Raw genomic sequence first — 19,563 nt, 5'->3', positions numbered from 1 at the left:
ATGAAAAAAGACTCGCATACCCTGTTATCACGTGCACAATAATACGGTCACCTTCGAACAAGGAGCCCGTCATGTCTGATGGAGAACAGCCATCGATAGCGCAGCATACCGTGGACCGTCTGGCGGAACTGATCACTCCGCACGCACCGAATGATGGCTTTAATGACACCATCATCCCCGGCCTCAGGACCCTGCGCACCCACTGCGCCCAGCAGCGCACGCCACAGATGTACGAACCCGGCCTGGTCGTGATTGCACAGGGCGGCAAGCAGGGCTACCTGGGCGATCGAACCATTCATTATGGGGCCGGTCACTACCTGATTCAGGCCATGCCGCTGCCGTTCGACTGTGAAACGGAAGCCACCCCAGAGGCTCCTCTTCTGGGCATAACGCTGCACATCAGCCCGGAAATACTCAGCGACCTGGTGCGCCACATGCCCTCGCCGGAACAGGAACCACCGGCGCCGATGGCCTCTGTAGCCCTGGATGAAGACATGGCCGGCAGCGTGATTCGACTGCTCGAGTGCCTTGATGATCCACTCAAGGCACAGGTGCTGGGTGAATCACGCGTGCGGGAAGTCATTTTTCAGGCACTGCGCGGCCCCCAGGGCGGCAGCCTGCATCACCTGATGTATCATCAGGGCCAGTTTGCCTACCCCCGCATCGCCCGGGCGCTGCATATCCTGCATAGCGAGTATCAGAGCACACTGGCGATCGACACGCTGGCCGAGCAGGTCCACATGAGCGCATCATCGTTTTATCACCACTTCAAGCAGATCACCTGTCTGTCACCACTGCAGTATCAAAAGCGCGTTCGGCTGCTGCGCGCCAGGGCACTGCTGGCCCAGCCGGATCACTCCGTTTCGCTGACCGCCAATGAAGTCGGCTACACCAGCGCCTCCCAGTTCAGCCGGGAATACAAGCGCTATTTTGGTACCAGCCCGCTGCAGGACCGCCCCGGGCAGGTTTGAGGCGCGGCAGTTGCCCACAAAAAAGGGCCGCAGCATAAGCGGCGACCCCTTGACCTGCTCAACAGTCCTGTCGATCAGCCCAGCCAGACACGGGCATTGCGGAACAGGCGCATCCAGCCGCCATCCTGTGTCCATTCTGCCGGACGCCAGGAGTTGGTGACTGCACGTGCAACACGCTCCGGATGCGGCATCATGATGGTGACGCGTCCATCGGTGGTAGTAAGGCCGGTAATCCCGGAAGGCGACCCGTTCGGGTTGGCCGGGTAACGTGAGGTCACCTGCCCGTGGTTATCGATATAACGCATCGATATCTGGCCGCTGGCCTGCAGCGCCCGTAGCCCTGCATCATCCGGGAATTCTACCCGACCTTCGCCATGAGCCACGGCTACCGGCAGACGGGAACCTTCCATTCCGGCCAGAAACAGCGATGGTGATGCCTCAACCTGTACCATCGAGACACGCGCCTCGAACTGCTCGGACTCGTTGCGAACAAAGCGCGGCCAGTGATCAGCCCCCGGAATCAGTGTCTTGAGCTGAGACAGCATCTGACATCCGTTGCAGACCCCGAGCGCCAGGCTGTCTTCACGCGTGAAGAAGGCCTCGAACTCATCGCGGGCCCGGGTGTTGAACAGTATCGATCGGGCCCAGCCGCCGCCGGCGCCCAGCACATCGCCGTAAGAGAAACCACCGCAGGCTACCAGCCCCTGCATATCGGCAAGCGAGACGCGGCCTTCCAGAATATCGCTCATGTGTACATCAACGGCATCGAAACCGGCACGGTCAAAGGCCGCCGCCATTTCCATCTGTCCGTTGACGCCCTGCTCTCGCAGGATGGCCATCGCAGGGCGTGCGCCCTTGTTGATGAACGGCGCCGCGACATCTTCGTTGACATCAAACGACAACTCGGCAAACAGTCCCGGATCACGGGCATCCAGCAGGCCATCAAACTCGGATCGTGCACAGGCCGGGTTATCCCGCATGGCCTGAATCCGGTAGCTGGTCTCTGCCCAGGCGCGCTGCGTTTCGATGCGCGTCGACTCGATCAATGGCTCGCCATAAAGCGAAACCCGCACGACATCATCAGCTCGCGTAGTCGCCACGACGCCACAGGCACCATCGAATCCGGCCGCATTAAGCTGGGAAAGCACCTCGGCCGTGTCGCTGCGGCGCACCTGCACTACTGCCCCCAGCTCCTCGTTGAACAGGGCATGAGTCGCGTCATGAAGGTCATAGGCCAGCCAGTCGAGATCAACATCAAGGCCGGTGTGGCCGGCAAAGGCCATTTCCAGCAGCGTGACCAGTAATCCGCCATCCGAGCGGTCATGATAGGCCAGCAGCCGGCCGTCTCCGTTCAGGCCCTGAAGCACGGCAAAGAAGGCGCGCAGATCTTCCGGGTCATCCACATCCGGTGTGCTGGCACCAAGCTGGCCATACACCTGCGCCAGCGCAGAGCCGCCGAGGCGGTTTTTGCCACGCCCCAGGTCAATCAGGATCAGGTCAGTCTCCCCCTGATCCGTGGCCAGTGTGGGCGTCAATGTCGCCAGCGCATCGGTGACGGGTGCAAACCCGGAGACGATCAGCGACATCGGCGAGGCCACGGTCTTGTCACGGCCGTTATCCTGCCAGTCGGTACGCATCGACATCGAGTCCTTGCCCACCGGAATGGTCAGACCCAACGCCGGGCACAACGCCATACCCACAGCGTGGACCGCATCGTACAGTGCTTCATTTTCGCCCGGATGGTCTGCCGCACTCATCCAGTTGGCGGACAGCTTGATGTCTGACAGTTGAGCGATCGGCGTGCCCGCCAGGTTGGTAATGACCTCTGCCACGGCCATGCGCGCAGAAGCCGGAGCGGAAATCAGTGCGGCCGGCGTGCGCTCGCCCATGGCCATCGCCTCACCCTGGTGAGTATCGTAGGACGAAGTGGTTACCGCGCTGTCCGCTACCGGTACCTGCCATGGCCCAACCATCTGGTCACGCGCCACCATGCCGGTAATCGAACGATCGCCGATGGTAATCAAAAAGCCCTTTGAGCCCACCGCCGGCAGGTGCAGCACCCGTTCCATGGCTTCGCGCAGGTCAAGGTTGTCGAGCATGACACCGGACAGCTCGTGCGATGCACGCTCAAAGGAACGATGCATTTTCGGCGGCTTGCCGAACAGCAGGCTCATCGGCAGATCCACCGGCGAGGTGTTGAAGTGGCCATCACGCACTTCGAGGTGATGTGCTTCCTGCGCCTCGCCAACCACGGCATACAGGCACCGCTCACGATGGCACAGGGCTTCAAAGGCCTCGAGCTGCGCCGGAGCAACGGCCAGCACATAACGCTCCTGAGCTTCGTTGCACCAGATTTCCAGCGGGCTCAGGCCCGGCTCGGCACTGGGAATGGCGCGCAGGTCAAACAGGCCGCCCCGGTCCCCGTCCTTGACCAGCTCCGGCAAGGCATTGGACAGGCCGCCCGCACCGACATCATGAATGAAGCAGATCGGGTTATCGGTGCCCATGGCCCAGCAGCGATCGATCACTTCCTGAGCACGACGCTCCATCTCGGGGTTACCACGCTGAACCGAGGCAAAATCCAGATCTTCGCTGGAAGCGCCGGACGCTGTCGAGGATGCTGCTCCGCCGCCAAGGCCGATCAGCATTGCCGGGCCACCCATCACGATGAGCTTCGCGCCTACCGGGATTTCCCGCTTGTCGACATGCTCGTCGCGAACGTTGCCATAGCCACCAGCCAGCATGATCGGCTTGTGATACCCCCGCCGTTCGATGCCATCACGGCTGATGACGTCCTGTTCATAGGTGCGGAAGTAGCCATTGAGGTTGGGCCGACCAAACTCGTTATTGAACGCCGCTGCCCCGATGGGCGCTTCGATCATGATGTCCAGCGCACTCTTGATTCGACCGGGCTTGCCATAGTCGTATTCTTCCCAGGGCTGGATAAAGCCGGGCATTCGCAGATTGGATACACTGTAACCGGCCAGACCGGCCTTGGGCTTGCCGCCGATTCCGGTGGCGCCTTCGTCACGGATCTCGCCGCCGGCGCCGGTCGAGGCCCCCGGGTGCGGGGCAATCGCCGTAGGATGGTTATGAGTTTCGACCTTCATCAGAATATGAATCGGTTCCTGATGATAGCCGTAACGATGATCGGTCGGTGACGGGAAAAAGCGCCCGGCACTCAGGCCGCGAATGATCGCTGCATTATCACTGTAGGCCGACAGTACGTTATCGCCCCCCTGTTCATTGGTATTCTTGATCATCTTGAACAGGGACAGGGGCTGGGCTTCACCATCAATGGTCCAGGACGCATTGAAGATCTTGTGGCGGCAGTGCTCGGAGTTGGCCTGGGCAAACATCATCAACTCGATGTCGGCAGGATTGCGCCCCAGGGCTGTAAAGGCCTCGACCAGGTAATCGATCTCGTCGTCAGCCAGCGCCAGCCCCAGCTCGCGGTTGGCCGTTTCAAGCTCGGGTCGCCCGCCGCCGATAATGTCAACATGCGCAAGCGGGCGTGGCGCCTGCGTATCGAAAAGATGCACGGCATCGGCCGTATCATGCAGCACCGTTTCAGTCATGCGATCGTGCAGATGATCCAGTATCCTGCGCTGCACTTCTTCGTCAGGTAATTGTCCGAACGTGATATCGTAAACGATTCCACGTTCGATTCGACGTACCCCGTCAAGACTGCAGTTATGAGCGATATCGGTCGCCTTGGACGACCAGGGAGACAGTGTTCCCAACCGGGGTACCACCAGCACCTGGCGGCCGGCAGCCGGCGGCAGGGTATCGGTGGCATCCAGCAGTGAGGCCAGACGCGCAAGCGTCACCTCATCCAGCCGGTGCCCGGTATCAATGAAATAGGTATACGTCGCACCCAGTTGTTCAATGTCGGCGCCAGCCTCGCGCAGGGTATTGAGCAGTTTGGAATGACGAAAGGAAGAAAGGGCACTCGCGCCTCGCAGTTCGAGCATGACGAAGGAAGCCTCTGCAGCAGCATGAATGAAAGGGCATCCACTCGCGGATCGCCCCCGGGCAGCGGGGAGCATGATACGCGAAACCCCTGCCAGAGGCGAAAGTATAATGGCCTTGCTCGCTGTTTTTCGCTGCACAGGGCAGAAACCCTCTGTGCGATGTTTTCAAGTGCTATCCACTACAAGTAATTAGACGCCTATGCGCCTGCTGTTTCCCGACGTATTGAAGCGCCCCTCACATCGGTGGTTGTCACTGCTCGTACTGTGCGGTCTGATGGCCATTCCGGAAATGAACCTGTTGCCACGCGACGGGGAGCTTGGCGCGGTCAGAAAACGGGATTTCCTGCAGGTCTATACCCGCAATACTCCCACCTCCTTTTATGAAGGCCGCCAGGGCCCGACCGGGTTTGAATACGAACTGTTCACTCGATTTGCCCGCACCCTGGGGGTGAGCCTGGCCGTCGACCGCGAGAACAATATTGCCGGTATTCTCGGTGCCGTGCGCACCGGAAAGGCCGACCTCGGAGCAGCAGGACTCCCCCTGACCACCACGACCCCCGGGGTACGGTACAGCCGCCCGCTGATGACGATGCAGCCGCTGGTCATCTATCACCGCGGCCTGCGCCGACCACGCACCCCCGAGGATCTGATAGGGCTTGATATAGCGGTCCTGTCCAATGCAGGCCCTGACAGCCTGTTGAGAAATGCCCAGGCATCACTGCCCGCGCTGAGCTGGAAGGAAAGCAGCGATCTGGAAGTCAATGACCTGCTGGAACTGGTCAACGATGGCCGACTGGACGCTGCCGTCATTTATGAACACCAGTTCAAGCTGAACCGATTATTCTATCCGCAGGTCGAAAATGCCTTCTCCCTGGGCCATCCCCTCTCCCTGGTCTGGGCCTTCCCGGCCGACACGGATATCAGCCTGTTGTCACGCGCCAATCAGTTCATCGACACCCAGCGTCGCAACGGCACGCTGGACCAGCTGATCGAGCGTTATTTCGGCCATGATGATTACCTTGAGTACGTCGGCGCACGCCGATTCATCAATCAGGTCAAGACCACCCTGCCGCGCTACCAGGCCCTGTTCCAAAAGGCGGCCAGGGAAACCGGGATCGACTGGAAAATGCTGGCGGCGCTGGGCTATCAGGAGTCTCACTGGCGCCCCGATGCCGTCTCTCCGACCGGTGTGAGAGGCCTCATGATGCTGACGCGTCCCACGGCCAGACGCATGGGTATCGCCAACCGACGTGATGCGCACCAAAGCATCGATGGCGGATCACGCTACCTGGCCAGTGTGCGGCGTAGACTGCCCGCCTCCATCAAGGAACCGGATCGGACCTGGATGGCAATGGCATCCTATAACATCGGGCTGGGTCATGTGCTGGATGCCAGGCGTGTCGCGCGTATGCAGGGACAGAATCCTGACCTGTGGAAGAACATCAAAACGGCACTGCCTCTATTGCAAAAACGACAATGGTATCAGCAGGTGCCCCACGGTTACGCGCCAGGGCACGTGGCGGTCTACTATGTTCGTAACATCAGACGTTATCACGACATATTGAGTTACGTGACGCGCAGTCAGCAGCGTTTCGAACCACTTCGCCGCTTTGAGGAGAGCAATGACCTGCCCTCCTTTGACACCATCCCACCGGTCGACTGACACCATGTTGCTTGCATCACTGGTATTTTTGATTATTTCAAGCATTCAGGCACCAACCTTTTCGACCTGGCTGCTGTGCGGGCTGGGCAAGGCCCATATAGTGCTGCTGCTTGTCAGCAAGCGCCTCAGCCCCGAATGGCGCTGGGCATTGACCGGTATACTGCTGACCATCGAGCTGACCCTGCTGTGCAGCTACATCATGCCCACCAGCTGGGTCGGTCATGATGAATGGGAATGGCTCTATGAAACCCTGAGCCACGGGCACTTCACCATTTACGACCGCCCCCCCCTGCTGATGCTGGCCCTTGAAGTCCTGCTGCTGGTTCACACCTTCAACAGCCGGTTTGTCAGGCTGGCCTCACCCATGGTGCTGACCATGGCTCTGAGCATGATGGGCGCCCAGCTCTGGCTTCAGCTTCAGACATCTTCCGGTCCGTCCGAAAGCATTTCCTTGTGGATGGCCGCCGGCCTGATGCTGCTGGCCCTTTACCAGACCCGCCCGTGGCTGGCTGCCGACCATCCCGGTGCTACTCGGCTGGCAACAGTACTGGCGCTGGGACTGAGCAGCACCTTCATGTTATCAGCGCTGGGCTATTGGCACTTTCAGAACGTACAGACCCAATACCGGCTGGAGCGCACCGCTCGCCAGATCAGCGATAACGTTCTGGAGCACGTCAGCCAGTCACTCGAGAATCATCACCGTGCCATGAGCCATTTGACCAGTGCCTGGTCAATGCTGGAACGCCCTCCGTCGCAAGACCAGTGGGACAGTCTGGCAGTCAATTTCAATGACGACTTCGGCTACCAGGCACTGCTGGCATTCGTATCGCCATCCGGCGTCATCACACGCGTTGCCACCCGCGGCATCCCGCCTCGCACCGGGCTTCCATTCAACCAGCTGATGCATCCGTTGAGTGGAAATGCACCCCTGTCTCCTGGCGCGGATGGCTATACGGATGTGATCGATCTGAAGGGAATGGGGCCTGGCGTCATGTTTTATCTGCCCAGCCGTGACGGCCGGGGCGTCATTTTCGGCGCCACGTTAAGCGTCATCGCCCTGGCTCCCCTGCTGAGCACACTGACCACCCTGCTGGGCGAAGAACATGTGGTCTTGAACGCCTACGAGCACGGGCGTCAGATCTACCGCCTTGGTCCCGCCGAAACCCCGGCCGAGGCAAGCTATTGCAACGTGCTGTCGCTGGGACAGGAAGGCATTACCCTGTGCACCACGCCCACTCGCCAGCGGCTGGCACGGGAGTATTCCAGCATGCCGGATATTGTGCTGGTCGTCGGGCTGATATTTTCACTGATGATGTTTGTGCTGTTTCAGCTGAACCGAAGGCTCAACGCCCAGCACATGATGGAGCGTGATGCCCGGGATGCTCTTGAACAGGAAGCCGAACAGCGGCGTGAACTGCAGCAGGCCATCGAATGGATGGCGCACCACGACGACTTGACCGGCCTGGCCAATCGGCGCCACTTCATGAACCTCGCCGGCACCTGGCGGGAAGATGCAGGGATCACCCTGCTGATGATCGATCTGGACCATTTCAAGGCCATCAACGATACCCTGGGCCATCAACAGGGTGATCATGTGCTGGCCGAAGTCGCCCGAGCGCTCAAGCTGGCCATCGATGTGCACAATGGCCTGATTGCCCGTTACGGCGGCGAAGAGTTCATGGCACTGGTGCCTGGTATCGACCCGTCTTCACTGACCGACCTTGCCACGAGTCTTCGTGAAGCCGTCAGTGGTACCGGACTGATTCACCCGGCGACCGAGCGTCCGATCACTGTCAGTATCGGCATGGCCACCGGCACGGCGGGTGCCCTGAACGGTTTGATACAGCGCGCCGACACCGCGCTTTACCAGGCCAAGCGTGCGGGCAGGAACCGGGCGGTGCTGTCTCCCCCCAGCGGCTAACGGCGTGCATCGAAAAAGGCTTTCAGCAGGCGCCTAGAGGCCGCGGCCAGCACGCCACCCCGATGGGACAGACGATGATTGAACCAGGGCTGATCAATCAGGTTGGCCCGGGACTGGATCATGCCGGTCCGCGGCTCCGGTGCCCCGTAAACCAGATGGTCCACACGGGCGGTAATCATCGCCCCCAGGCACATCATGCAGGGCTCAAGCGTGACGTACAGGGTGCATCCCGACAGACGATAGTTATCGACATGCAATGAGGCCATCCGCAGCGCCTGAACTTCAGCATGAGCGGTGGGATCCAGAGAAGACCGGGGCTGATTGAACCCCTGTCCGATCACTTCCCCCAGAGCATTGACCACGACCGCCCCGACCGGCACTTCGTCAAGCTCCATCGCCTCACGAGCCGCCTCCAGGGCGCGATGCATGTAGAATTCATCGCTGCGCATCTGCGCTACACTCTGATGATTTTCCGTCTGGCTCATTGTCATCACATTGTTCCTGTCACCTTACACGCCATCAGCCATTCAAGGAGCCCGTATGCCATTGAAGACCCTTGCCGAACTGGTCCAGCCGGACCTGCTCGATACTCGTCACTTTTGCGGCCAGAGCCAGGATCTGGGCCTGCCTCAGCTTTATGGCGGCCAGGTTCTGGGCCAGGCCCTGTCGGCAGCGCAGCGAACCGTGGAAGAAGGCCGTCTGGCCCATTCACTGCACGGCTACTTCATCGCGCCCGGCGACCCGAATGCCCCGGTGGATTATGAAGTCGACATCCTTCGGGATGGTGGCAGTTTTTCGACAAGGCGAGTAACCGCCACGCAGGCCGACACCACCCTGTTCATCAGCAGTGCATCATTTCATCGCCCGGAATCCGGCCTTGAGCACCAGGCACCGGCAGACCTGCCCCCCTTTCCCGAGGCGCTCATGGCACAGGGCACCCGGGTGGAGCGCTACCCCGGCCACCCGATCGAGTTCGTGCGCATCGCGCCTTCCGAACAGGATCCCCAGCATGTTCGTCACTGGTGTCGGTTGTCCGGTGAACTTGATGCTCCCGCAGATCTGCACCAGGTTCTGCTGGCCTACAGCTCGGATTTCTATCTGATCGCCAGTGCCCTGCGTCCGCACCAGCGGGACTTCAGGGACCCCAACCTCAGGATTGCCAGTCTGGATCACGCCATCTGGTTTCACGAGCACGCCGATATCACTGACTGGCTGCTGTATGACATTACCGCCGTCTGGAGCGGCCACGGACGTGCCCTGTGCCGCGGCGTCTTTTACAATCAGCAGGGCGTACGCATCGCCTCCGTGGCGCAGGAAGGCCTGATCCGGCTCAAAAAGGGCTGAAGCATGGTATTAGCCGGCACGTAACCGGCGCTGATAGTCCGCCTTGAGCCGCTGATAGGTTGAATCGGCCTTCGCCTGCTGCCACACAGCATAAAAGATGGCGGCGGATTCAGCCTTTACCGGGTCTTCCACCGTCTGGCGAGGCAATTCCTCGCCAGTATCAGCGTCGTATTTGCGACCGCCCTTGTGGTTGGCATAACGTCTCGCCCGGGTATAGCCCATCTGGATGAACTTGCGCGCCATGTCCATTCCCGCAAAATCGCCCTGGCGCCCATATTCGAGAAACATCTCGAACAGGGTATCCGCCGATTGTCGGGCGACTTCCGGCGTCTTGAAACGCCAGTGCGGCAATAGTTCGCTTTTGTAGGGCTCGATGGTCAGAACGCCCTGTTCCCCCCGACCCATGCGATATTTTTCAGGATGCGCCCGATAGTCCGTCGTATCTGCCATGGTCATCTCGTGTTGTCGGTCAGCGAATGCGCAGCCTGCGGGCACGAAACTGACGCCCCTTGAGCCGCCCGTTCTTCAGCTGGTTCAGCGCCTGATCCGCCTTGTCACGGGCCACTGCCACATAGCTTGAAGTCGGCTGAACACTGATGCGACCAAGGTCATCCGCGGCCAGGCCGCCATCACGCGTCAGGGCACCCACGATATCTCCCGGACGCAGTTTCTGTTTTTTGCCACCATCAATGGCCAGCGTCACCATCGGTGCCGGCGACGGCCCCTCGTGGCCGGGGGCGGGCAACGGCGAGTCCATCAACTCCCTGTCAAGATACGATGCCAGTGCCTGAAGCTGATGGCCTTCCTTTGACGTAAACAGCGTGACGGCGCGCCCGGCCTGACCGGCGCGGCCGGTGCGACCGATACGGTGTACATGCACATCCAGATCACGGGCGATGCGCATGCTGATGACCAGCGCCAGATCCGGGATATCCAGCCCTCGGGCAGCAACATCGGTCGCCACCATAATCCGGGCGCTGTGCTGGGAAAACAGCAGCAATGCCTCATCCCGCTCACGCTGCTCCAGATCGCCGTGCAGTGCTACCGTATCCCAGCCGGCAGCGCGCAGGGCCTCGGCTGTCTCCTGGGTCTCCCGTTTGGTTTCACAAAACACCAGACACTGCGCCGGGCGATAATGGCTCAACAGACACGTCACGCCGTCCAGCAGCCCACCGCGCTCCACCAGATGAAAGTGTTCCTCGATGGCCGGAGGCGTTTCATCGTCACCGGCCTGCACCATGGCAGGATTGACCAGCCCGGCCTGCGCCAGGGCCTGCACGTCCTCGGGCCAGGTGGCGCTGAACAGCAGCGTCTGACGAGGAACAGGCAACCAGCTCATGATGGCCTCGAGCACCTCTTCAAAGCCCATGTCCAGCATTCGATCGGCCTCATCCAGCACCAGCATCGACAGGGCATCCGGCGACAGGGAGCCCTTGCGGAGCAGGGCCTCTACCCGGCCGGGCGTTCCGACCAGCACATGAGCACCATGGGTCAACGAGTGAATCTGACGACCGATGGAAGTTCCACCACAAAGCTCCAGCACCTTGAGATTCGGCAGGCTGCGGCCCAGCCGTCGCAACTCGGCGGCGACCTGATCGGCCAGCTCACGTGTCGGGCACAATACCAGCGCCTGGGGAGCGAACCACTCCAGACGCAGGCGAGTCAGTACCCCGAGGCCAAAGGCCGCTGTCTTGCCGGACCCCGTGCGGCCACGGGCAATCACATCACGGCCTTCCAGTACGACAGGCAGTGCTGCCGCCTGTACCGGGGTCATGGTGGTAAATTCAAGCGAGGCCAGGTTATCAAGCAGCGCCGCCGGCAATGGCAGCGACGAAAATTCAGCGGTATCGGGCACAGGGGGACCTTCAAGTAACAATTCAGTACCTTATTGTCGCTGCCACGCGGCCATAACCCAAGTAAAAACACGCCCTGACGTCATTTCAGACAGCACATGCCGGCCAGGCAGAAGCAAAGGACTTGCCTTGTAGCCGTGTATCAGGCGTACAATCTCATGAAGCGTCATCAACACATTATTCTTATATTAAAACAACACGTTGGAATATCATGAAAAAATGGATTGCTGCATCACTGATTGCCTCGGTAATGGCTTCCGGGACAGCACTTGCCCGTATCCCCGACCCGGTACGCATCGCCATTGATGTCCCCTATGAGCCGTTTGTCGAACGCGCCCCCGATGGCAGCCTGAAAGGGTTTGAAATCGATCTGGGCAATGAATTGTGCAAGCGGGCCAGCCTGAACTGCACCTGGGTAGAACAGGGCTGGGATGGCCTCATACCAGGCCTTCTGGCCCGCAAGTATGACGCGATCCTGTCCTCCATGGGTATCACGCCGGAGCGGGAACGACAGGTAATGTTCTCGATTCCCTACTACAACACGCCCAGCGTTTTCCTGACCTCCCGTGACAGGGACATCAACTTTGACGACAAGGCCTCGCTCAAGGGGCTGACCATCGGCGTTCAACGCGGCACGATCCGTGATGTCTACCTGAGTGGCCAGTACGCCGACACCTTCAACATTCGTCGCTATGGCTCCTCCGAGGACGCCGACAACGACCTGAAGGCCGGTCGACTCGACCTCATCATGGAAGATCTGGGCGTCGCCACCAGCACCCTGGACTTCAAAACCCAGGACAGCCCGTTCAAGCAGATTGGGCCCACCCTGAGCACCCCGACCTCCATTTTCGGCAAGGGCTCGGGCATTGCGTTCAGAAAGCGCGATCAGGACCTCGACGACAGGTTCAACCAGGCGATCCGCGATGTCTATGCCGATGGCACGTACTATACGCTGATGGACAAGTACTTTGACTATGACCTGTCCACGCCGCCCGACGGCATGAGCCGTCCTGACAAATAAATCACAGGGCCACCTCCGGGTGGCCTGCCTTCCTATTGACACTCCGCCTCGGGAACTTCTTGTGAGACACGATGCCCACCCTCTGCTGTCGGCGCTGCCCGGCACGCACCGCCAGATTGACAGTTTCACCTTCGGGCCATCGGACGCGTCACGGCGCGTGTATATTCAGGGCGCCCTTCACGCTGACGAACTGCCAGGCATGATGGTGGCATGGACATTGAAGCAGCAGTTGCTGGCGCTGGAAGCCGAGGGCCGGCTTCGCTGCCAGATCACCGTGGTTCCGGTCGCCAATCCCGCCGGCCTGGACCAGCAACTGATGGATGTCCCTCTGGGCCGCTATGACCTTGAAACTCTGACCAACTTCAACCGGCACTATCAGGACGTGACCGAGCAGGTTGCCGACGGCCTGGAGGAGGCACTGAGTGACAATGCATCATACAATGTCGCGCTGATTCGAACCCGCATTCGCCAGGCGCTGGACAGCCTGCCTGCCGATTCTGCCTTGGCGCACCTGCACCTGACCCTGCAGAAGCTGGCCTGCAATGCCGACTTCATTCTTGATCTGCACTGCGATTTTCACGCGGTGGAACATCTTTATACCACCCCGGCGGCCTGGCCTTCGTTCGAACCACTGGCCTGTTACTTTGGCGCCCGGGCCAGCATGCTGGCAACCGACTCCGGCGGCCAGTCCTTTGATGAGTGCTTTACGCTAATATGGGAGCAGTTGCGGGCGCGTTTCGGCGATCGCTATCCGATCCCCTATGGCAGTGAGTCGGTCACGCTGGAACTGCGCGGCCAGGATGATGTGAGTCGCACTCAGGCCGAACAGGACGCTGCCGCAATTCTTCACTGGATGATGCACATGGGGCTGATCGAGGGAGACGCTCCCGCGCTGCCGGCCCTCCCCTTTCCGGCCACCGACCTTGCCGCGATGACCTTTTTAAAGGCCCCGCGCGGCGGGCTGCTGGTATTTCACGCAGATGCCGGCGAGCTTGTTGAAAAAGACCAGCTTATCGCTGAAATCATCGACCCGATCACCGATGAAGTGCATGCTCTCAAGGCACCACAGCGTGGCATGATGTATGCCAGAAGCCTGCGTCACATGGCCACCACCGGCATGATCGTGGCTGATATTGCCGGCTTCGAAGTACACCGCAGCGGTTATCTACTCGCGCCGTAAATGCTCCGATATGGATTCGGGGCTGTTATCGACGGCGATGTTCAGTAGAATTTCCGTTTTCACTGATCATGTGATGGACGAGCACAATGGGCAGAGCGTTTCAGAACCGCAAGGAATCCATGGCCAAGACGGCCGCGGCCAAAACCAGGGTATACAGCAAGTACGGACGCGAGATTTACGTCTGCGCCAAGTCAGGCGGTACGGACCCCAACAACAACCTGAGCCTGCGAGGAATGATCGAGCGCGCCAAGAAGGATCAGGTGCCTACCCACGTGATCGACAAGGCCCTCGACAAGGCCAGTGGCGCCGGGGGTGAAGATTTCTCCGCTGCTCGCTATGAGGGGTTCGGTCCGGGCAATTGCATGATTATTGTCGAGTGCCTGACCGATAATCCCAACCGCACCTTCGGTGATGTCCGTGGCTGCTTTACCAAGAACAAGAGCAAGATCGGGACCCTGGGCACGGTCAGTCACATGTTCGATCACTGCGCCATTTTTTCCTTTGCCGGTGACGACGAGGAAGCGGTACTCGAGATGCTGATGGAAGCGGACGTCGATGTCACCGACATCGAATCGGAAGATGGCCACATCACCGTCTTTGCTCCCCATACCGAGTATGCAAAAGCCAAGCAGGCACTGATCGACGGCATCGAAGGGATCGATTTCGAGGCAGACGACATCCAGTTCCTGCCCCAGACCCACACGGCCATCGAAGGAGACGACGTCGCCCAGTTCGAGCGTCTGGTGGATATGCTCAATGATCTGGATGACGTGCAAAACGTCTACCATAACGCCGAATTGCCCGCCTGATACCCGACTGGCCCTGTGTTTCCTGCAGGGCCAGCTTCCCTTCAAGTTTTCTATCGTTCGGCCGCTAACCATTGATGTATTCTCCCCTGGCGACGATAAAAACATCATGGCGACGATCACGACCAATACGCTCTCGCTGACCACCCGACAGCATCAGACGAGAGTAAACGACCAGCTTTCCAACGCCATTGAACGGTTATCTTCCGGACTGCGCATCAATAGCGCCCGTGACGATGCCGCCGGCCAGGCCATGGCCAACCGCATGCAAACCAACCTCAATGCCGACCGGCAGATCAGTCGTGGCATGAGTGATGGCATCAGTCTGGCGCAAACGGCCGAAGGCGGTCTCGACCGCATCAATGACCTGCTGCAACGCGGTCGCGAGCTGGCAGTTCAGTCAGCCAACGGCACCCTGTCCGACCCGGACCGGGCCACCCTCAATCAGGAATTCCTGTCCCTGCGTGCGGAAATCGACCGTATTTCGGGCAGCACCGAAATTTTCGGCAAGACCCCGCTTGCCGGTGAAGCGGCACTGACCGGTATCAAGCTGGGGGATACGCCCCACGTGGTTGATGTGTTCGACGATGGCAGCCAAAGCTACTCGTCCGGCGTCAAGGCCATCGCCTATGTACCGGCTGGAACTACCAATTTCACCCTGAACATCAACTCCTATAACCAGGACGATGACATTCAGCTGTTTACTACCGACGGCAAACACCTGATCGGAACCCCGGTCAATGGCACCAGCGATTATACCTGGACGCATAACGGCATTACCGACGGGGCCACTGCCACCACTCAGCTACTGAATACCAGTGACGGCTTTGACCCCGGTGCCACCTACGATGACAGTCAGTTTGTCGACGCCACCGGCAGCTACAGCCGCCCCGGAGCCGCCGCTACCAATAATTACAACGGCATGACAATCGGCTACTCCGGAGATGGCGACCGCACCGCCCCCGCCACGGACCCCGAGTTCAACAATGGCCGTCTGAATGGCAGTGAAACCAGCGAGACGGTCGAAACACTGACCGTTGATAATGTCACCGAGAATCTTATTCTGTTCATGTCCGGGGAAGGCTCCTTCACTGCCTCCGCCAGCTGGGATACCCTGCCGGGTACCTATATGAAGGATCCGAACGCCGCCGCCAGCAGCGATACCGACATAGTCATGAGCGCAGATTACGGCAGCGCCATGAGCACCCTCACCATCAAGGCCACGCCGTCCGACAGTAAATCCCTCGGTATCGATAACACCGCGCTGGATCCGATTGAAAAGGCCCGCGAGGCCATGGCCGAACTGGATAATGCCATATTGAAGGTGGATGACTATCGCAGTCAGTATGGTGCAGCCCAGAACCGGCTGGAGGGGGCCATTGACACCGTCAGTGACAAACGCACCATTACGTCCGCAGCGCAGTCTCGCATCATGGACGCCGATTATGCGCAGGAAAGCTCCCGCATGACCCGAGCGCGCATCATCAGTGACGCAGCCAACGCCATGCTCGCCCAGGCCAACCAGGTGCCTGACGCCATGCTGAGCCTGCTGAAGTAACCACCCGGCACTTTCTGCAATGCCTCGCAGCTCATGCATCAGGGATGCAGGACGTGCCGGTCAGCGTTATCCTTTCTGCCCACCCCGGAGCAGAGATCACCATGCCGATTCAACAAAGCCTCATGCACCGCCTTGCGCTGGATGACGCCTCGAATGCCCTGTCGCTCCAGCTCGCCGATAGTGAGCAGCAGCCTACTCCCGCGCTCGATGACCTTCTGAGCCATTGCCTCAAATTGTTCAACGGCAAGAGCAAGGGCTTTGGTCATGCCGGCGATACCCCGGCCCCTCAAAGCCTGCTGGGCTGTCTGGATACATGGCAACGTCAGGACACCGACTTCCCTACCGCCACGCATCATGCTGCCCAGGCACTGGCCCCGGCGCTTCAGGAACATCTGTCGGCCAGCGGTTATCTGTGGTGTGTGCATTACACACAGGGCGAAAATACGTTTGTCGCCGTCATTCTTCTGCATGACCGCCAGGGCTACGGCATGGATGAACAGGGCAATGTTCACCTGTCGCCGCAGCTCAACACCAGCCAGTTCTCACTGGCCGTACGCATTGATCTGACCCAGTGGCAGCGCGGCGGCAACAGTAACTACGTGGCGTATTTAAAAAGCGGGGGCGCCAAAAACATGATGGATGCCTTTCACGGCTGGCTCGGTTGCGAGGAAGGCGGAGACTCTGCCAGAGAAACCCGTGCCCTTTTGCAGGCCTTCAGTGAGTATGTCGGTAGTGAAGACATGAGCGAGGAAGACAGCCGGGAAAAGACCGATGCCGTGGTGAGCTACGCGACCGACCAGGCCAGCACCGGCGAACCGATGAGCCTTGACGAGTTTTCGCGCCTGGTCAGCGATGAAAACCCCGAGGCCTTTTTCGACTACATTCGTAACAGTGATTATGGTCTGGCAGACGAAGTACCGGCAGATCGCAAGACCATCAACCAGTTTCGCCGGTTTACCGGCCGTGCCTCGGGCGTATCGATCAGTTTTGACTCCCATCTGCTGGGTGACAGCATCGAATACAACGAAGATGCAGACCGACTGATCATAAAAAAGGTGCCGGAAAAGCTGAAAGCCCAGCTGCTTGAGCGCCAGCGTCACTGATGATTCACACGTTCTCCAGTAAATTCGCATAAAGCAGGGAGCATTGATGCAACGTTCAAAAGCGATCGCCATGGATGGCGCGCTGGCGACAGCCATTTCCTTTGGACCGGCCCGCATGGGCTTCGGTCTGTTTCTGCCACAGTTCAAGAATGCCTTTAATATTTCAACGCAACAGGCTGGCCTCATCGCCAGCTCCGGATTTGCAGGATTTTTTGCAGCACTTTTGCTGTCAGGCATTCTGGTATCAAGATGTGGTCCCAGATACGCGGTCGTCGTCGGTGCCTTCGCAGCGATGATCGGGATGTTCATGATCAGCGTGTCTCAAAGCCCGATGTTTCTCACTGCCGGCGTGGTGGTGGCTTCCGCCAGTGCCGGGTTCTGCTGGTCACCGTTCAATAACGCAGCCCAGCGCGGCGTAGAAGAGCGCTATCAGGGGCGCACCCTGTCGATTATCAGTACCGGTACAACCGGTGGGATTGCACTCGCAGGCCTGATGGCCTTTTGCGTAGCCAGTACCGAACACGGCTGGCGAGCAGCGTGGCTGGTGTTTTCCATTACTGCACTGATTGCCATCGTCATCAGTACCCTTGCTCTGGCGCGCCTGCCCAGTGAACCAAGCACCAATTACAGCCATCACGATGCCTCACTGAAACGCCTGCTGCATCACACGGCCTGGCCGCTGTACGGCATCGCCCTGTCGTTCGGGATCACCAACAGCATTTATCTATCCTTTGCAGTCAATCAGGTGGATCAGGCCGGGGGGCTATCCGGTCTTGCAACCTCCCTGTCAGGGCCGGTGCTTTACATGAGTTTCGGCGCGGCAGGTCTGTTCGGGCTTGCCACGGCAGAACTACACCAGCGTCTTGGCATGCCCACACTGGTGGCTGGAATCTTTCTGGCGTCGATGCTGTCGCTGGTTCTGATCGGTATCACGCCAGCCTCCTGGCCGGGCATGCTGGCCTCCTCTGCCCTGCAGGGCATGTGCGTCATGATGCTCAGCGCCATTTTTTCCTTCTGGAGTGCTCGGCTTTTTCCGGCGCTGGCCACGGTGAGTCTGACCGCCGTGCTTGTCGTCTTTGCGCTGGGCAATATTCTGGGGCCCGTGCTGGCCGGTCTGTTTCAAGGCGGAATGGACATGACGGGGGTATTTCTGGTGGCAGGTGGGCTGTCGCTGGCGACTGCAGTGGTATTTCCGCTGGCTTACCGGGTCATGTTCAACTCGCAACCCCGGTAGCCAGGGTTCTCACGCAGGAGCGACGCTTCCCCGTCGCTCCTGACGGGGAGACAGGCCAAACTGGCGACGATATTCGCGACTGAACTGGGAGGCACTTTCATAGCCCAGCGCCCGGGCAATGGTCGTAACGCTGTCCGGCCCATGCCACAAACGGTAGCGCGCTTCGCACAACCGCAACTGTTTCTGGTATTGCAATGGCGTCATATGAGTCGCGGCCTTGAAGTGATGATGCAGGGACGACACACTCATGTGAACCTCGGCGGCAAGCGCTCCCATGACCAGCGGGCGATCATACTGGCGGCGGATCAACGCTATCGCCCGGGCTACCCGGGGCATGGGATGCTCCTTCTGCATGGTTCGACCAAGCCATCCCAGCTGGCCTTCCTGTATCAACCGGTAATACAGCTCGCGCTGGTACAGGGGTGCCAGCATCGGTATGTCCTCGGGAGTCTCCAGAAGCCCTGCCAGACGGCATATCGCGTCCAGCAGAACGGGGCCGAGGGGCTCAACCGACAGGGCCCGGTCGGGCCCTTTGGCCGCATGCATGGGCAAAGCCGCCATATCCCGCAGGATGTCATCGACCAGGGCTGTATCGATATCGAGCCGGATGCCCAGGTAAGGAGCCTCTGGACTGGCCTCGGCCACGTGCGCCAGCACCGGAATATCCATCGACGCCAGCAGGTAGTGCCCCGGATCATAGGAATAGGCCACGCCACCGGCCCACAGGGTTTTACGCCCCTGCGCCATCAGATTGAAGGCCGGTGTCTGCAGCAGATAATCCGGTGAGGTCGGCGCCGTCTGACGGTTGATGTAAAGCCCCGGCACCGCCGTTTCAAGCCGCCCCAGACGCTCTCCGGCGGCACTGGTGAGCATCCCGCACAGCGCCTTCTGCTGGCTAAAGGGCCTGCTATCTTCCAGCCTGACATTCATCCGTT

At 59.8% G+C, this 19,563-nt stretch carries 15 protein-coding genes; 10 read left to right on the top strand and 5 right to left on the bottom strand.

Annotated features, from left to right (window positions below; all coding sequences use genetic code 11):
- Positions 1-71: 71 nt before the first annotated feature.
- On the top strand, positions 72-971 hold the full coding sequence (locus OQ287_RS00855) for an AraC family transcriptional regulator (RefSeq protein ID WP_265895267.1): 900 nt from the start codon (positions 72-74) through the stop codon (positions 969-971).
- Positions 972-1,045: 74 nt separating this feature from the next.
- Here the strand turns inward: OQ287_RS00855 and purL are convergent, their stop codons facing one another.
- Complete coding sequence (purL, locus tag OQ287_RS00850; RefSeq protein ID WP_265895266.1) at positions 1,046-4,945, bottom strand: phosphoribosylformylglycinamidine synthase; 3,900 nt, start codon at positions 4,943-4,945, stop codon at positions 1,046-1,048.
- A gap of 199 nt (positions 4,946-5,144) precedes the next feature.
- Between purL and mltF the strand changes: the two genes are divergently transcribed.
- Complete coding sequence (gene mltF / locus OQ287_RS00845) at positions 5,145-6,608, top strand: membrane-bound lytic murein transglycosylase MltF (protein WP_250936005.1); 1,464 nt, start codon at positions 5,145-5,147, stop codon at positions 6,606-6,608.
- A gap of 4 nt (positions 6,609-6,612) precedes the next feature.
- The gene (locus OQ287_RS00840) at positions 6,613-8,529 is read left to right on the top strand and encodes a GGDEF domain-containing protein (protein ID WP_265895265.1); all 1,917 of its coding nucleotides are present in this window, start codon (positions 6,613-6,615) and stop codon (positions 8,527-8,529) included.
- On the opposite strand, the gene tadA is transcribed toward OQ287_RS00840, so the two are convergent.
- Entirely contained in the window at positions 8,526-8,978 is a 453-nt protein-coding gene (tadA, locus tag OQ287_RS00835) for a tRNA adenosine(34) deaminase TadA (protein WP_265895886.1), read from the bottom strand. The two genes, OQ287_RS00840 and tadA, sit on opposite strands and share 4 nt — an antisense overlap.
- 91 nt (positions 8,979-9,069) lie before the next feature.
- Between tadA and OQ287_RS00830 the strand changes: the two genes are divergently transcribed.
- On the top strand, positions 9,070-9,873 hold the full coding sequence (locus OQ287_RS00830; protein WP_250936002.1) for an acyl-CoA thioesterase: 804 nt from the start codon (positions 9,070-9,072) through the stop codon (positions 9,871-9,873).
- 9 nt (positions 9,874-9,882) lie between these two features.
- Here the strand turns inward: OQ287_RS00830 and OQ287_RS00825 are convergent, their stop codons facing one another.
- Positions 9,883-10,323, bottom strand: a complete 441-nt coding sequence (locus tag OQ287_RS00825; RefSeq protein WP_250936000.1) for a DUF4385 domain-containing protein — start codon at positions 10,321-10,323, stop codon at positions 9,883-9,885.
- A 19-nt stretch (positions 10,324-10,342) separates the two neighbouring features.
- Complete coding sequence (gene dbpA, locus OQ287_RS00820) at positions 10,343-11,728, bottom strand: ATP-dependent RNA helicase DbpA (RefSeq protein ID WP_250935998.1); 1,386 nt, start codon at positions 11,726-11,728, stop codon at positions 10,343-10,345.
- A 209-nt stretch (positions 11,729-11,937) separates the two neighbouring features.
- Between dbpA and OQ287_RS00815 the strand changes: the two genes are divergently transcribed.
- The 6 genes from OQ287_RS00815 (at position 11,938) to OQ287_RS00790 (ending at position 18,628) form a co-directional block, all read left to right on the top strand.
- The gene (locus OQ287_RS00815; protein WP_265895264.1) at positions 11,938-12,747 is read left to right on the top strand and encodes a transporter substrate-binding domain-containing protein; all 810 of its coding nucleotides are present in this window, start codon (positions 11,938-11,940) and stop codon (positions 12,745-12,747) included.
- A 61-nt stretch (positions 12,748-12,808) separates the two neighbouring features.
- Entirely contained in the window at positions 12,809-13,927 is a 1,119-nt protein-coding gene (locus OQ287_RS00810; protein WP_265895263.1) for a succinylglutamate desuccinylase/aspartoacylase family protein, read from the top strand.
- An 86-nt stretch (positions 13,928-14,013) separates the two neighbouring features.
- On the top strand, positions 14,014-14,736 hold the full coding sequence (locus tag OQ287_RS00805; RefSeq protein WP_250935992.1) for a YebC/PmpR family DNA-binding transcriptional regulator: 723 nt from the start codon (positions 14,014-14,016) through the stop codon (positions 14,734-14,736).
- A gap of 106 nt (positions 14,737-14,842) precedes the next feature.
- A complete protein-coding gene (locus tag OQ287_RS00800; RefSeq protein WP_250935990.1) occupies positions 14,843-16,291 on the top strand; it encodes a flagellin N-terminal helical domain-containing protein in 1,449 nt (482 codons plus the stop codon).
- A gap of 101 nt (positions 16,292-16,392) precedes the next feature.
- Positions 16,393-17,394 carry a nucleoid-associated protein gene (locus OQ287_RS00795; protein WP_265895262.1) on the top strand — a complete coding sequence of 334 codons (1,002 nt, stop codon included), beginning with the start codon at positions 16,393-16,395 and terminating at the stop codon, positions 17,392-17,394.
- Positions 17,395-17,440: 46 nt separating this feature from the next.
- Positions 17,441-18,628: an MFS transporter gene (locus OQ287_RS00790; protein ID WP_265895261.1), complete on the top strand. Its 1,188-nt coding sequence runs from the start codon at positions 17,441-17,443 to the stop codon at positions 18,626-18,628.
- A gap of 9 nt (positions 18,629-18,637) precedes the next feature.
- Here the strand turns inward: OQ287_RS00790 and OQ287_RS00785 are convergent, their stop codons facing one another.
- The gene (locus OQ287_RS00785; protein ID WP_265895260.1) at positions 18,638-19,558 is read right to left on the bottom strand and encodes an AraC family transcriptional regulator; all 921 of its coding nucleotides are present in this window, start codon (positions 19,556-19,558) and stop codon (positions 18,638-18,640) included.
- Positions 19,559-19,563 lie beyond the last annotated feature (5 nt).

It is taken from the genome of Larsenimonas rhizosphaerae (genome assembly GCF_026240105.1).
GTDB lineage: Bacteria > Pseudomonadota > Gammaproteobacteria > Pseudomonadales > Halomonadaceae > Larsenimonas > Larsenimonas rhizosphaerae.
This window is presented reverse-complemented; position numbering and strand designations above follow the sequence as displayed.

What these genes read in the sequence shown, in the direction of transcription:
- OQ287_RS00855 (WP_265895267.1), top strand. Translation starts at nt 72, where the DNA reads ATGTCTGATGGAGAACAGCCATCGATAGCGCAGCATACCGTGGACCGT.
- purL (WP_265895266.1), bottom strand. Translation starts at nt 4,945, where the DNA reads ATGCTCGAACTGCGAGGCGCGAGTGCCCTTTCTTCCTTTCGTCATTCC.
- mltF (WP_250936005.1), top strand. Translation starts at nt 5,145, where the DNA reads ATGCGCCTGCTGTTTCCCGACGTATTGAAGCGCCCCTCACATCGGTGG.
- OQ287_RS00840 (WP_265895265.1), top strand. Translation starts at nt 6,613, where the DNA reads ATGTTGCTTGCATCACTGGTATTTTTGATTATTTCAAGCATTCAGGCA.
- tadA (WP_265895886.1), bottom strand. Translation starts at nt 8,978, where the DNA reads ATGCGCAGCGATGAATTCTACATGCATCGCGCCCTGGAGGCGGCTCGT.
- OQ287_RS00830 (WP_250936002.1), top strand. Translation starts at nt 9,070, where the DNA reads ATGCCATTGAAGACCCTTGCCGAACTGGTCCAGCCGGACCTGCTCGAT.
- OQ287_RS00825 (WP_250936000.1), bottom strand. Translation starts at nt 10,323, where the DNA reads ATGGCAGATACGACGGACTATCGGGCGCATCCTGAAAAATATCGCATG.
- OQ287_RS00815 (WP_265895264.1), top strand. Translation starts at nt 11,938, where the DNA reads ATGAAAAAATGGATTGCTGCATCACTGATTGCCTCGGTAATGGCTTCC.
- OQ287_RS00805 (WP_250935992.1), top strand. Translation starts at nt 14,014, where the DNA reads ATGGGCAGAGCGTTTCAGAACCGCAAGGAATCCATGGCCAAGACGGCC.
- OQ287_RS00800 (WP_250935990.1), top strand. Translation starts at nt 14,843, where the DNA reads ATGGCGACGATCACGACCAATACGCTCTCGCTGACCACCCGACAGCAT.
- OQ287_RS00795 (WP_265895262.1), top strand. Translation starts at nt 16,393, where the DNA reads ATGCCGATTCAACAAAGCCTCATGCACCGCCTTGCGCTGGATGACGCC.
- OQ287_RS00790 (WP_265895261.1), top strand. Translation starts at nt 17,441, where the DNA reads ATGCAACGTTCAAAAGCGATCGCCATGGATGGCGCGCTGGCGACAGCC.
- OQ287_RS00785 (WP_265895260.1), bottom strand. Translation starts at nt 19,558, where the DNA reads ATGAATGTCAGGCTGGAAGATAGCAGGCCCTTTAGCCAGCAGAAGGCG.